Source organism: bacterium (assembly GCA_030647005.1).
Lineage (GTDB): Bacteria > Patescibacteriota > Patescibacteriia > JACPHY01 > JACPHY01 > JAUSKG01.
The window spans coordinates 1-14,493 of record JAUSKG010000025.1; the positions used below are offsets into that span (position 1 = coordinate 1).

Annotated in this window: 14 protein-coding genes; all 14 read left to right on the forward strand. The window is 63.5% G+C overall.

All coding sequences use genetic code 11. From position 1 onward, the window contains the following. The first annotated feature begins 192 nt into the window (after positions 1-192). The 14 genes from Q7S96_03290 to serS all read left to right on the forward strand — a co-directional run bounded on the left by Q7S96_03290 (position 193) and on the right by serS (position 14,490). Positions 193-3,138 (forward strand): UvrD-helicase domain-containing protein, encoded by a 2,946-nt coding sequence (locus Q7S96_03290; GenBank protein ID MDO8463270.1) that lies wholly within the window; start codon positions 193-195, stop codon positions 3,136-3,138. Positions 3,139-3,220: 82 nt separating this feature from the next. Further along, positions 3,221-3,439, forward strand: coding sequence for a DUF378 domain-containing protein (locus tag Q7S96_03295; protein MDO8463271.1), 219 nt, complete (start codon positions 3,221-3,223; stop codon positions 3,437-3,439). 55 nt (positions 3,440-3,494) lie between these two features. Then, positions 3,495-3,839, forward strand: coding sequence for a DciA family protein (locus tag Q7S96_03300; protein ID MDO8463272.1), 345 nt, complete (start codon positions 3,495-3,497; stop codon positions 3,837-3,839). Between the two features lie 45 nt (positions 3,840-3,884). Further along, complete coding sequence (locus tag Q7S96_03305; GenBank protein ID MDO8463273.1) at positions 3,885-4,286, forward strand: hypothetical protein; 402 nt, start codon at positions 3,885-3,887, stop codon at positions 4,284-4,286. Positions 4,287-4,289: 3 nt separating this feature from the next. Continuing rightward, positions 4,290-5,723, forward strand: coding sequence for a proline--tRNA ligase (gene proS, locus Q7S96_03310; GenBank protein MDO8463274.1), 1,434 nt, complete (start codon positions 4,290-4,292; stop codon positions 5,721-5,723). Between the two features lie 8 nt (positions 5,724-5,731). Continuing rightward, on the forward strand, positions 5,732-6,784 hold the full coding sequence (locus tag Q7S96_03315) for a rod shape-determining protein (GenBank protein ID MDO8463275.1): 1,053 nt from the start codon (positions 5,732-5,734) through the stop codon (positions 6,782-6,784). A gap of 6 nt (positions 6,785-6,790) precedes the next feature. Then, positions 6,791-7,588, forward strand: a complete 798-nt coding sequence (gene mreC, locus Q7S96_03320) for a rod shape-determining protein MreC (protein MDO8463276.1) — start codon at positions 6,791-6,793, stop codon at positions 7,586-7,588. Next, a complete protein-coding gene (locus tag Q7S96_03325; GenBank protein MDO8463277.1) occupies positions 7,585-8,061 on the forward strand; it encodes a hypothetical protein in 477 nt (158 codons plus the stop codon). The genes mreC and Q7S96_03325 overlap by 4 nt, the downstream gene beginning before the upstream one ends. Beyond that, positions 8,058-9,998, forward strand: a complete 1,941-nt coding sequence (gene mrdA, locus Q7S96_03330) for a penicillin-binding protein 2 (GenBank protein MDO8463278.1) — start codon at positions 8,058-8,060, stop codon at positions 9,996-9,998. Before Q7S96_03325 ends, mrdA begins: the two co-directional genes overlap by 4 nt. A gap of 106 nt (positions 9,999-10,104) precedes the next feature. Next, entirely contained in the window at positions 10,105-10,569 is a 465-nt protein-coding gene (greA, locus tag Q7S96_03335; protein ID MDO8463279.1) for a transcription elongation factor GreA, read from the forward strand. Between the two features lie 127 nt (positions 10,570-10,696). Beyond that, positions 10,697-12,151 carry a lysine--tRNA ligase gene (gene lysS / locus Q7S96_03340; GenBank protein ID MDO8463280.1) on the forward strand — a complete coding sequence of 485 codons (1,455 nt, stop codon included), beginning with the start codon at positions 10,697-10,699 and terminating at the stop codon, positions 12,149-12,151. Positions 12,152-12,163: 12 nt separating this feature from the next. After that, entirely contained in the window at positions 12,164-12,571 is a 408-nt protein-coding gene (locus Q7S96_03345) for an adenylyltransferase/cytidyltransferase family protein (GenBank protein MDO8463281.1), read from the forward strand. A 2-nt stretch (positions 12,572-12,573) separates the two neighbouring features. Next, positions 12,574-12,960 (forward strand): non-canonical purine NTP pyrophosphatase, encoded by a 387-nt coding sequence (locus Q7S96_03350; protein ID MDO8463282.1) that lies wholly within the window; start codon positions 12,574-12,576, stop codon positions 12,958-12,960. A 261-nt stretch (positions 12,961-13,221) separates the two neighbouring features. Then, the gene (serS, locus tag Q7S96_03355) at positions 13,222-14,490 is read left to right on the forward strand and encodes a serine--tRNA ligase (protein ID MDO8463283.1); all 1,269 of its coding nucleotides are present in this window, start codon (positions 13,222-13,224) and stop codon (positions 14,488-14,490) included. The last annotated feature ends 3 nt before the right edge of the window (positions 14,491-14,493 follow it).

Genomic DNA, 14,493 nt, shown 5'->3' on the forward strand with positions numbered 1-14,493 from the left:
CGAGGTGAGGGTCGAGCACGCTGAATGACCGGGATTGCCACGCCGCGTGGACTTGGCTCGCAATGACATTTTTGCGGAGGCCTCGACACCCACCGAGCTCACGGAATCGGCAACAGCACGCTACGATAGGGGACTATGAGAGGAGATCATGCGCAGATCACACAGATGATGCGCTGATGGTACTGCGGAACTATGCCACACGCACAGGAGCTCCTCAATGACCTCAATGCTGAGCAGCGGCGAGCGGTCACCCACGGCGATGGGCCACAGCTCATCGTCGCGGGCGCGGGGACGGGAAAAACCACCGTCATCACCAAACGGATCGCGTGGCTCATTCTCGATCGTGCGGTACCCGTGGACGGTATCCTCGCGCTCACGTTCACAGAGAAAGCGGCGGGGGAGATGGAGGAGCGCATTGATCGGCTCCTCCCGTACGGCTACGTTGACCTCTGGGTGTCTACCTTCCACCACTTCTGCGATCGGCTCCTTCGCGCGCACGCGCTTGATATCGGCCTCCCGCACGACTACCGGCTCCTGGACCCGACCGCGGCGTGGTTGCTCATGCGCAAGCACCTCGATGCGTTTGCGTTGGACTACTATCGCCCACGTGGCAACCCGACGAAGTTCCTCCATGCGCTCCACCAACACTTCTCGCGCTGCAAGGATGAAGCGGTGACGCCGGAGGACTACCTCCAGTACGCACAGGGGCTCCGGTTGGATGCGGACCATCCCGACTTAGCAACGGCGGATGGGGGTGAGGTGGCGCGCCTCGAGGAGCTCGCGCACGCATACCATGTCTACCAGCAGCTCCTCCTCGCGAATCACGCGATTGACTTCGGTGACCTCCTCGTCTACACGCTCCAGCTCCTCCGTGACCGACCGGCGATCCTCGCGCGGTACCGTCAGCAGTTTCAGCATATCCTCGTGGACGAGTTCCAGGACACGATCTGGGCGCAGTACGAAATCGTGAATCTCCTCGCGGCACCTGCGAACAACCTCTCCGTCGTTGGAGATGACGATCAGAGTGTCTACGCGTTCCGCGGCGCGGCGATGTCGAACATTCTCCACTTCAAGGAGGACTTCCCGGATGCCGTGGAGACCGCGATCACGGTGAACTACCGTTCGAAGCAGGAGATACTCGATGCGGCCTACACGCTCATCCAGGAGAACAACCCCGCGCGGCTCGAGGTGACGCTCAAGCTCCCCAAGCGGCTCACCGCGAATGCGGGACGCGGCGGAGCCGTGGAAGTGCTCCGCGGTGCGGACAGTCAGGTCGAAGCGCAGCTCGTCGCCGATCGTATCGCCGCGTTGCGGATAGCGGGTGTCGAGTCACAGGACATCGCGATTCTCGTGCGCGCGAACAGCCAGGCCGACCAGTTCCTCCCGATTCTCGCCGCGCGCGGAATCCCCGCCATCCACCTTGCATCGCGCGGGTTGTACCGTACCGCTCCGGTTCTGGACATCCTCGCATACCTCCAGATTCTCGATAACGTCCACGAGAGCCCTGCGTTCTACCGCGTGCTCAACATTCCCGTGCTCGGGTTCACCTACGAAGAACTCCTCCTCCTCTCTTCATGGGCGAGCCGCAGGAGCATCTCGCTCTACGAGGCGTGCCGCAACGCGGCGGAGATCGAGGGCATCCAACAGGAGACGCTCACCAAGGTGACCGTAGTGCTCGAGCGTATCGCGCGGAACGCGGAGCTCGCGCGGCACGCGCCGGTGCGTGATGTTATCCTCGCGTTCCTCAACGATGCGGATATCGGGTACCTCCGCGACATGACCGATGAGGAGACCGTGGAAGATCACGAGCGCGTCCAGTACCTCAATGCATTCTGGAAGCGCGTCGAACAGTTTGAAGACGGCGCGGACGAGCCGACAACGCGGAACTTCATGGAGATCATGCGTCTTGAGCGCGAGGCGGGCGAGACCGGAGCTCTCCCGATGGACACACAAGCCGGCCCTGATGCCGTGCGCATCCTCACGATCCATGCGTCAAAGGGTCTCGAGTTTCGCCACGTGTTCGTCGTGAACATGGTGCAGCTCCGATTCCCCGCATCGAATCACGCGGATGCCATCCCGCTGGTTGATGCGCTCACGAAGGTCATCATGCCAGATGGCGACACCCATCTCCAGGAGGAGCGACGATTGTGCTACGTTGCGGCGACGCGCGCGAAGGACGGGTTGACCTTCACCTTCGCGGACGACTACGGCGGTGCGCGGGCGCGGAAGCCGTCGCGTTTCCTCGCGGAGCTCGGCTGCACGGTGCCGGAGGTCTCCGCGGAGCGCAAGGCGCACCACCGTGCGCAGGCGCGTGCGGCGATGGTGCCGCGTGTGCCACAACACGCGCTCCCGAAGAAGCTCTCGTTCACGCAGGTGCAGGACTACCTCACCTGTCCGTGGATGTACCACTACCGACACATCCTCAAGATCCCAATCTCCATGGACGGGAAGGGTGCTATCTCGTTCGGGAAAACAATCCACCGCACACTCGAGCGATTTTTTGCACACACGCTGTCGCAACGGAGCGCGCAGCAAACATCGCTCCTCGGCGACACGCCACCTTCCGGTGTGGCGGTGCCAACGCTCGCGCGGCTCCTCGAGCTCTACCGCGAGGCGTGGGTGGACGATTGGTACCTCAACGCGACGGAGCGCGAGAAGGCATCTGCGCACGGCATGACGTTCCTCCGAAAGTTCTACGCGCAGCACGAGCGCGATGGGTGGCCGACCGTCGCTGCGGTTGAGCAACCGTTCACGATCAAGTTTGGCGACGTGAGTGTCGCGGGGTCCATTGATCGCGTTGATGCGCTCCCCTCGGGTGGTGTTGCGCTCGTGGACTACAAAACCGGTAAGCGACCCGCGCGGCTCGATCGCGATCAGAAGCGTCAGCTCTTCATCTACCAGATCGCCGCACGGCAGTCGCTACACAAGGAGCCGGAGGTGCTCATGTACTACTACTTTGACGACAAACCATCGGAGCAGTTCCTCGGTTCCGATCGCGACTTGGAGCAGCTTGAGGAGACCGTCGTGGGAACGCACACGAGCATCATGCGCGAGGAGTTCGCGCCCGATCCGGACCCGCAGAAGTGCCGTCGGTGCGAGTACCAGCACATCTGTCCGTTCAGCAAGGCCAAGGCCTGAGTCCTGTGGACATGCGCGTAGGCATCCTGCGGTATACTCCACACGAAAGGTCCCTCGTTCACCCCTCACGGTCACCCATCCTATGAGCGGAAAAGGGAATCGGCTCGACATGCTTTCGTGGATCCTCATCTTCATCGGCGGCCTCAACTGGGGACTCGTCGGTGCGTTTGACTGGAATCTCGTCAACGCGATTTTCGGATCGGTCGCATGGCTCGAGCGTCTCATCTACGTACTCGTTGGTCTCGCTGCACTCTACAGCATCAAGCACTGCAAGAGCTGTACGGTGCAGTCCAAGGCGTAGACGGATCGCATGGAACGGCTCCTCGGCGACGGGGAGCCGTTGCGGTCATAGTCCTATGGCACTCTCCTCACTCGGCGGAATGTTGCGTGGCGCGGCGCAGCGTGCCGGCATCACGCGGAACCTCGCGATCACCGAGGTGCTCCGTGCTGCGCAGTCGGCGCTCCGTGCGCAGTTCGGCGATGAATACTCGAAGTTTGCCGAGCCGCGTTCGGTGCGGCGCGATGGGTCGCTCACGATCGCGTGTCGAAGTCCAGCCGTCGCGCAGACCATCCGTCTCCAGGAGGCCGCGATCCTCGAGCACATTCGACGTGAGGTGAGTGCGATGACGATTGTACGCCTGTTCCTCATCCCCCGCAGCAGCGCGGATATCACGTCGCCGGAGGACATTGCGAGCGCGTGAATGGGCGTGTACGATAGGAGGGATCATCGCAAGAACCGTGGTGCTATGGCCGCCCGCGTACAGCTCCCCCTCATCCTCACCGTCGTCGCGACATGCGTGGCATGGGCGGCGTGGTTTGGTGTCATCGCGTTGACGGACCCGCAGAGCATCGGGTGGGAGGGCTTTGCGCTGTTCTACCTCGCGCTCCTCGCGGCGGTCTCCGGCAGCGCGACCGTCGGGGGACTCTTTGCGCGGAGGAGCGCCCTGAACCGCCCACACGCCACCCGCATCGCCATCCGACAGGGATTACTCGTCGGCGTGGCGGTGACGAGTGCGATCTTCCTCCAGTCACGCGCGCTCTTCACCTGGATCACCATGCTCTTCCTCATCGCGGCACTCACGCTCCTCGAGCTGTTTTGGATTTCGCTCACACAGCGTACGGCGACACCAGGAGTAGCCACCTCATAACCTATGGCGACATTCGCGAAACATGACCTCCCGAAGAAATCGGAGAACCTCTCTGATTGGTACAACAAGATCGTGCTCATGGCCGAGCTCGCCGACTACGGTCCAGCGAAGGGGACGATGATCTACCGTCCCTACGGGTACGCCATCTGGGAGCTCATCCAGCAGGAGATGGATGCCCGTATCAAGGCGCGTGGCGTCGCGAACGCGTACTTTCCGCTCTTCATCCCGGAGTCCCTCCTCCGAAAGGAGCAGGCACACGTCGAGGGGTTCTCGCCGGAGCTCGCGGTGGTGACGATCGGTGGTGGTGAGCCGCTCGCGGAGAAGCTCGTGGTGCGTCCAACGAGCGAGACGATCATGTACGAAGCGTACGCGCGCTGGATTCACTCGTGGCGCGATCTGCCGGTCATGATCAACCAGTGGAATAACGTCGTGCGCTGGGAGAAACGCACGTACCTCTTCCTGCGCACGACGGAGTTCCTCTGGCAGGAGGGGCACACGGCGCACGCATCGCACGAGGAAGCGTGGGAGATGGTGCGCTGGGCCATGGGGATGTATGAGGAGGTCTACCGTGATCTCTTCGCCATGCCCGGCTACGTCGGACGGAAGTCCGATGCCGAGAAGTTTGCAGGTGCCGATACGACGCTGACCTTCGAGACCCTCATGCCCGAGGGGAAGGCGCTCCAGAGCTGCACGTCGCACGACCTCGGGCAGAACTTTGCCAAGTCCTTCGACATATCGTTCACGAACAAGCAGGGGCAGTCGGAGCACGTTTGGCAGACGAGTTGGGGGCTCTCGACGCGCTCCATCGGCGGCCTCATCATGATGCACGGCGACGATGCCGGACTCGTGCTCCCTCCACGTCTCGCGCCGATCCAGGTTGTTATCCTACCGGTGCGAAACGATGATGCCGTCCTCGCGGCGTGCGAGGCGCGCGCGGTGCAGCTTCGGAACGCGGGCGTGCGTGTGCATGTGGATCGCGTGGACGATGAGCGCATCGGATTCAAGATCAACAAGTGGGAGCTCCGCGGCGTCCCGCTCCGCATGGAGCTCGGCGCAAAGGAACTCGCCGATGAGCGGGTGACGGTTGCCCGGAGGGACACGGGAGAAAAGTCCGTACTCCCGTGGCGCGGGCTCGAACAGCACGTCGCGGACATGCTCACGAGCATCCAGACGCATCTCTACGACCGCGCTGCGGTGTTCCTGCGGGAGCATACGGTGGAGGTTGATTCGTACGATCGCTTCAAGGAGGTGCTCGCGGACAAACGAGGGTTCATCCGTGCGGGGTGGTGCGAGCGCGCGGAGTGCGAGCAGCGTATCAAGGAGGAGACGAAAGCGACAACGCGGTGCCTCCCCTTGGACGCGGAGGAGCGACGTGGTACGTGTGTATACTGTGGTGAGTCCGCGGCCCACACCTGGCTCTTCGGCCAGGCCTACTGAGAGGGATTATGTCCTGGAGTATCCTCAAGAAATTCTCGCGGTACCGCGACATCGGCATTGACCTCGGTACTGCGAATACGCTCGTGTTTGTCCGTGAGCGAGGGATCGTCATCAACGAGCCCTCGGTCGTTGCCGTGAACAACCGGACGGGGCAGATCGTCGCGGTGGGGGACGAAGCGAAGAAGATGGTCGGGAAGACGCCGGCGCACATCACCGCGACGCGGCCGCTCGTCAACGGCATCATCTCGGACTTCGAGGTGACGGAGAAGATGCTCCGGTACTTCATCGAGAAGGTACTCGGGTCGGGGCGGTCGTTCCTCGTCCGACCGCGCGTCGTCGTCGGCATTCCGCTCAAGGTGACGGAGGTGGAGCGGAAGGCCGTGGAGGACGCGCTCATCTCGGCGGGCGCGAGCGAGGTATTTCTCATCGAGCAACCGCTCGTTGCCGCGCTCGGTGCTCGTCTCCCGATCGGCGAGAGTATTGGGACGCTCGTCGTGGACATCGGTGGTGGTACGACGGACATCGCGGTCATCTCGCTCGGTGGGATTGTCACCTCGCGTTCGCTCCACGTCGCCGGTGATGAGCTCAACCGGAACATTGTGCAGTTCGCGCGCGATCACCTCAACCTCGCGCTCGGCGAGCGGAATGCGGAACAGGTGAAAATGTGTATCGGGACGGCTGCCGCGCCGGCGGAGCCCATGGAGATGCCGCTGCGGGGCCGCGATATCATCACGGGGCTCCCGAAAGAAATTATCGTCTCCGACGTGAAGATTCGTGAGTCCATGCAACGCTCCGTGCGGAGTATCGTCGAGAGCGTCAAGGCGACGATCGAGGCGACCCCCGCCGAGCTCGTCGCGGACATCTACGAGCGCGGTATGGTGCTCACGGGCGGGGGCGCGCTCCTCAAGGGGCTTGACGACGTGCTCCGCGATGCCACGGGTGTCCACGTCCGCATCGCGGAAGACCCGCTCACGTGCGTCGTGCGGGGCACCGGCATGCTCCTCGAGGACACCGCGATGCTCCGTGAGGTGCGTGTCCCCTCCGCGCGCGATGATTCGTAGCGGCGTGTGCACCACCGTACCCGGCAGCGGCTCATCATTGCGTGCATCCTCGTCGTTATTGCGATCCTTTTCGCGCGCTCCGCGCCGATGCTCGGACGCGCCGGCAACTGGACGACACCGCTCCAGCGTCCGCTCTCCGCCGCGACCATCGCCGTCGCGGCGTGGTTTCGTGGCGTGGTGACCGCGGTGAGGTACCCGGGGCGAGCGGCCGAGCTTGACGCGACGGTCGCGCAACTCCGCGCGCGGGAGGCCGCGCTCCTCGCGGAGGCGCAACGGCGCGATGAGCTCCTCCGTGCCGTGGAGGCACCGACGACGCTCCTCGACCTCCCCTACGCAGCGCACCCTGCGCGCGTCATTGCGGGGACCTTCACGCCCGCATCCATGCGCCTCACCATCACGACGGACGGTGCGCCGCTCACCTCCGGTGATCCCGTGCTCGCACAGGGCGCGCTCATTGGGACCATCGCCGATGCCGGTACGCGGCGCGCGGTCGTCCGTCTCCTCCGAGATCCCGCACAGCGCATTGGCGCCGCGCGCGCGTCCGACACCGCTGCCGTGATCGGTGTCGTCGAACAGCGCGCGGGCGGTGGACTCGCGCTCACGCATGTACCGATTGATGTGGAGATCGCCGAGGGAGACGCCGTGGTCACCGCCGCAACGGACGAGCGCATCCCGTCGGGTATCCCCATCGGGACGCTCGCGGATGTCCGCGTGGAGTCCGATGGTTTCTTCCAGTCCGCGACCGTCATCCCCGCGACGGACCCTCGCGATGCCGCGTTCGTCATCACCCTGACGCCCCTATGACGCTCCGCCACGCGCTCACGTTCGCGCTGGTGCTCGTGGGGCTCGTCACGTGCACAACGGTGTTCGCGCGTATCCCTGTCCTCGCGCACCTCCCGCTCGCCGCGGTCGTCGCGTTCTTCCTCTGCGTTCGGTGCACGCCGCCGTTGCGGCTCATGGTCAGCGTCGCCGTTGTGGCACTCGTGCTCGATGTCGCGTTGGCGCATCCGATGGGTGTGCGCGCGCTCCTCCTCCTCGCCGCGCTCCTCCTGACCACGCCGCTCCGCATTGCGTTGCGGTCGCGCTACCACCTCGGGATCGCGCTCCTCCTCGCCATCGTTCTCGCGTTCGCGGAGTACCTCGCACTCGTGCTCCCCACCCTCGTGGCTGGCGGCGGGGGTTGGATCACCATCCTCCGGGGCGCGATGCTCGCCATCGGCACGATGACCGTCTTCGCGTTGCTCCTGCGACCTCGTGTCCGCAGGATGATCCTATGAGCAGCCCCTTTGATGCGATTGATGTTGCTGCAGAGTCCTCCGGTCCGCGCAGTGTTTCCGGTCGGGAACCGGACTTCCTCGGGCGGGCGGCATCTGTGGGTCGCGTGCGCATTGCGTTCGCATTCCTCGCGGTCGGCATCGGCGTGCTCGCCGTACGGGCGATCGACGTCCAGGTGCGACAGGGAAGTCGCTACAGCGCGTTCGCAGCGCAAAACCGGCTCCGACAGGAGATCATTGTTCCGGAGCGCGGGACGATCACCGACCGCAACGGCACATCGCTCGTGGAGAATGTCCAGCGCTACGTGCTCGGTGTCGTCCCCGCGCTTCTGCCCCGAGACGCGACCCGTACGGCAGCAATCGCTGCAATTGCAACGCTCCTCGAGCGAGCACCCGAGGAGCTCGCGGCGACGATCGCGTCGTTCCCGCCTCACCTGACCGAGCCCATCCCCGTGCGCACGGGCCTCGCGTACGATGCCGCAATCGCGCGTTATGCGCAGGGTGCTGCGCTCCCCGCACTCCGGCTCACCGTGGAGAATGAACGGGTGCTCACCGTCACCGCAGATCCCACGGGGAGCTTGGCGCACGTGCTGGGCTACCTCGGCCGTATGGATGCGGAGGCGTACGCAACATTGCGTGACCAACGCTACCGACCGACAGATCGTACGGGAAAAACCGGCGTGGAACGTTCGTACGAAGCGATGCTCCGCGGGACACCCGGGTTGCGCACGACGACGGTTGATGCGCGTGGGAGTGCGGATCACACGAGTGCGATTGAGCCCGCGCGCGCGGGAGCGACGCTCGCGCTCACGATTGATGCGCCACTCCAGCGTGCAGCCGCACGAGCACTCTTCGATGGCGCGCGTGGAGCGGGATCACGACGCGGCGCAGCGGTGGTGCTCGACGCGGAGACCGGCGCGGTGCTCGCGCTCGTGAGCATCCCCACGTACGACGCGACGGCGATGAGTCGCGGCCTCACGTCGGCGGAGGCGACGGCAATCTTCGAGGACACGGATCAACCCCTCTTCCCGCGCGCCACTGCGGGGACGTACCCCTCGGGCTCCACGATTAAGCCCATCGTTGCCGCCGCTGCGCTTGAGGCCGATGTCATCGGTCCGCTGACACGCCTCCACTCTACGGGAGGACTCCGCATTGCGCAGGCGTGGTTTCCGGATTGGAAGGCGGGCGGTCACGGCACCGTGACCGTGCGTCAGGCAATCGCAGAATCCGTCAACACGTTCTTCTACCTCATCGGCGGCGGCAAGCCGCGCACAGGGTATGAGACGCTCGCTGCGCCAACGCAGGACAATGCCCTGGGTCCGGAGCGCATCGCATCGGCACTGCGCGCGTTCGGGCTTGGCGAGCAGACGGGGATTGATCTCCCGAGTGAGGGCGTGGGCCTCATCCCGGATCCCGCCTGGAAGCAGCGGGAGCTCGGTGAGGAGTGGTACATCGGCGACACGTATCACCTCGCCATCGGCCAAGGCGACGTTCTCGTCACACCACTCCAGCTCGCCGTCGCAACCGCCGCAATCGCGAACGACGGAACACGTCCCGTGCCGTACCTCAACCTCGACACCCCGCACGAGCAACGCGGTGGCTCCGTCTCCATCTCCCCGGATGTGCTCGCGATCGTCCGTCGCGGCATGCGCGATGCCGTCACCTCCGGTAGCGCGGCGGGTCTCTCCGGACTCCCGTTCCAGGTCTTTGGTAAAACCGGCACGGCTGAGCACGGGCTCGGCACCACGCCGCATGCCTGGTTCATCGGCTTTGCGGAGCAGACGAATGATGCGTGCCAACGCACGTCCACTGCGCCCGGAACCATCCTCCCGGACTGCGTCGCGCTCGCCGTTCTTGTCGAGGAGGGCGGCGAGGGCTCACGCACCGCCGTCCCCATTGCGCGGGCAATCCTCCAGGCGTGGTATTCGCCATCGCGGTAGGTGGCTCCACTTGTCCACACTTGACGCCGTTCTCGGAGCGCGATACGCTCTTGTTTGTTGCATTGTTCTCTCGCGCTATAGTGCATATCAATACTCTTGCCACTGTATGACTGATGGTCCTATTTACGTGACAGCTGAAGGGTTGGAGAAACTGAAGACCGAGCTCGCGCACCGCACGGGAGAGATGCGGCGCCAGATCGCGGACAAGATCGAGCGCGCGAAGGAACTCGGCGACCTCTCGGAGAACGCCGAGTACGACGAAGCGAAAGACGAGCAAGCGTTCAACGAGGGTCGCATCATCGAACTCGAGGCCGTCGTGGACAGCGCCGTCCTCGCAACGCGCCAGGCGGACTCCGATGCCGTGCAGATCGGGAGTTCCGTGGAGGTGCAGACCAATGGCGACCGCAAGCAGTTCCACATCGTGGGCGCGAACGAAGCCGAACCGATTCACGGGAAAATCTCGAACGAGTCCCCCCTGGGCAAGGCACTCATCGGCCGTGCCGTGGGCGAACAGTTCGACGTTGACACCCCAAGGGGCAAGAAGAACTACAAGGTGCTCTCCATCACGTAGGAAGCGCCGCGCATGCGCGCACGGCTCGTCAGAGCCGTGCGCTTGTGCGTGTGTCCGCGCGGTCTGGTACGCTAGAACCATACGAGCTTCCTAGCAACTAGCCACGAGCTCCTAGTAACTATCGCGTATGGCTTCCACCGAACGTGCCGATCGTCTCCAACGGCTCCAGCAGCTCCGTGCGCTGGGCACGAATCCCTACCCCGCACGCACGAAGCGCACGCACACTACTGCCGCGGTGCGGACGTCCTTCAATGCGTTCGTGGATCAGGGCTCTATCGTCGTTATCGTCGGCCGCATCCGCGCCATCCGCGAGCACGGAAAATCCATGTTCGCGGTCATCGAGGATGGCCACGGCACGCTCCAGGCGTACCTCAAGCAGGATGAACTCGGCGATGCACCATTCGCACAGGCGCGCCTCCTCGATGTCGGCGACTTCATCGAAGTGGAGGGGCTCTGCTTCCGCACGAAGACCGGTGAGGAGACCGTTGCGGTCCGACGGTGCGCGCTCCTCACGAAGGCGCTCCGTCCGTTGCCGGAGAAGTATCACGGCCTCACCGATACCGAGATGCGCTATCGCCATCGCGAGGTGGATCTCATCGCGAATCCCATCGTGCGGGGCCTCTTCGAGCGTCGTGCCGCCATCGTCACCGCGTGCCGCACGTACCTCCGGGAGCGCAACTACCTCGAGGTGGAAACCCCCATTCTCCAACCCATTCCGGGCGGTGCGAATGCGCGCCCGTTCGTCACGCATCACCACGCGCTCGACCAGGACTTCTACCTCCGCATCGCGCCCGAACTCTACCTCAAGCGGCTCATCGTCGGAGGATTCGAGCGCGTGTTCGAGGTGGCGCGGTGTTTCCGCAACGAGGGGATTGACCGAACACATAACCCCGAGTTCACGCAGATTGAGCTCTACGAGGCATACGCCGACTACGAGGCCTTCATGGGACTCACGGAGGGCTTGTTCCTCGCCATCGCTGAGGCGCTTCAACTCGATGAGGTGACGATCGGCGACACGGTGATCCGCATCGCGCCACCGTTTCCGCGCGTGACATTCCGCGATGTCGTCCTCGAGTACAGTGGCGTTGACATCGCGCTCGCATCCGATGATGACCTCCGCGATGCGCTCACGCGGAAGGGCGAACGCGTTGACGCCTCCTGGTCACGCGGGAAACTCATGGACGAGCTCTACAAGGCCACCGCGCGCCCCCAACTCGTACAGCCAACATTCCTCATACATCATCCCGTTGAACTTTCGCCGCTCGCGAAACGCCATCCCGAGGATCCCAGCGTCGTGGAACGCTTCCAGCTCGTCATTGGCGGCGCGGAGGTCGTCAACGCCTTCTCGGAACTCAACGATCCCATTGACCAACGTGAACGTTTCACGGCGCAGGAGGCGGCACTCGAAGGCGGTGATGCGGAGGCGATGCGTCTCGATGAGGATTTCTTGAGCGCGCTCGAGGTTGGTATGCCGCCAACCGCCGGCCTCGGCCTAGGCATCGATCGTCTCACGATGCTCCTCACGGGTGCTGCGAACCTCAAGGAGGTCATTGCATTCCCGGCACTGCGGCGAAACGCGTGAACGGCGCTGTGTATGACGAGGGTCGTTGCGTTCGGCGTTTTCGACGGAATCCACCCGGGGCACGTCTCCTTCCTCACGCAAGCCCGCGCGCTCGGCGATGAGCTCATCGTGGTCGTCACGCGCGACGTGGTCGCACGAGCGGAGAAGGGGAGAGTGCCCGCGCTCACCGAGCATGAGCGACGCGAGGTTGTTCAAGCGCTCCGTGTCGTTGATGGAGCGTGCATCGGTGACGCACCCGAGACATACGGCAGCATCCTCCGCGACCTCGCACCCGACATCATCGCCGTCGGCTACGATCAGCAGTACGATGGAGAGGTGGCATTGCATCGCCTCGCGGACCTCGGTCTCTCTGCGACGCAGCTCGTTCGCTGTGAAGCATACGAGGGTGGCAAGCATCACACGAGTACGTTGCGCTCCTGAGTATGGAACTACTCCTCGCCACGCGCAACCCCGCGAAGATCGAGACGTTCCGTACGCTCCTTGGAGGCATCGGTGCAGAGCTCCGCACGCTCGCGCAGTACCCGCATCTCACGCCGTACCCCGAGGACGAACCCACGTTTGAGGCGAACGCCATCGGTAAGGCCACGTGGTACGCACGCGCGACGGGGCTGCCGGCACTCGCCGATGACGGCGGTCTGGAGATCGAGGTGCTCGACGGCTGGCCGGGAGTTCACTCGAGGCGTATCTTTGGAGATGGGCGCGCGGCAACGGATGATGAAATGATTGCCGAGGTCCTGCGACGCATGGAGGGCATTCCCGAGAAGCATCGCGGTTGTCGCATGCGTAACGTTCTTGCGTTCGTGGCATAGAACGGAGTAGTTCGCACGGAGGAGGGGATTGACGCGGGGCGCATCGCCTTGTCCGTATCATCTCAACGCATTCCTGGATTCCCGTTTCGTTCCATCTTCCTTCATCCGGAGTACGACACGACGGCGGATATTCTCGCGAAAGATCCGCGCGCTCCAGTCATGCGACATCGGCACCGTATGGTCGAAGCACTCTTACCCGATCTCCTGCACCACTTCAAAAACTCATCGCTCGCCCCAAGCGACTAAACATCATCGTTCGATATGATTGATCTCAAATGGCTCGCAGAACATCAGCGTGAAGCGGAAGAGGGCTTTACGGCGAAGGGATGCGACGTCCCCATCGCCGCGATGCTCACGCTCGATGCTGAACGCAAACGGATCCTCCAGAAAGTCGAGGCCGTTGCCGCAGAGAAGCACGCGGCATCGAAGGAGCTCGGAAAACTCTCACCAAAGGTGCGCGAAGAGAAGCTCGCAGTACTCCGTGCACTCGATGCGTCGAATGATGCAGATGCGAAGCGGCTCAAAGACGTTGAACAGGAGCTCCACGAGCTTGTCTGGAACGTTCCAAATCTTCCGCTTTCAGATGTGCCGGTGGGGAAGGACGGTACGGAGAACGTCGTTGAGCGCACCGTAGGCGAACGTCCGTCGTTTGATTTCACGCCAAGGCCCTACTGGGAGCTCGGTGCTACACTCGGGGTGTTCGATACGGAGCGCGGCGCGAAGGTGAGTGGGTCACGATTCGGGTACCTCACCGGCCCGGGTGCGCTCCTCGAGTTCGCGATGCTCAATCACGCCATGCGCGTCCTCACCGCTGAGGGATTCACGCCAGTCATTCCGCCAGCGCTCATCAACGCCAACGCCATGGAGGCCATGGGCTACACCATCCACGGTCAGCGGACAGAGACGTACTACTTCGAACAGGACGATCAGTACCTCATCGGAACGTCCGAACAGTCCATTGGACCGATGCACATGGATGAGATTCTTGACGAGACGGACCTCCCGAAACGCTACGTCGCGTTCTCACCGTGTTTTCGTCGCGAGGCCGGAAGCTACGGGAAAGACACGAAGGGCATCTTCCGTGTGCACCAGTACGACAAGGTGGAGATGTTCAGTTTCACGACGCCCGAGCAATCCCTCGCGGAGCATGAGTACCTCCTCGGTCTTGAGGAACGCCTCCTGCAGGATGTTGGCCTCCCTTACCAAGTACTGAAAATGTGTACGGGTGACCTCGGAATCCAGGCAGCCCGAAAGTTCGATCTCGAGGCATGGTTCCCGGCCGAAGGAGCTTACCGCGAACTCACTTCGACTTCTACATGCACGGACTGGCAGGCACGTCGGCTGAATATTCGCTACCGTCCGAAGGATGGCGGAGCACCGAGGTTCGTGCACACACTCAACGGAACGGCGTGGTCTATGAACCGCCCCATCTGCGCGATCCTCGAGAACTTCCAGCAAGCCGACGGCACCGTGATGGTTCCGGAGGTGTTGCGTCCATGGCTGGGGATGGATCGCATCACGGCAGCGTAGGGT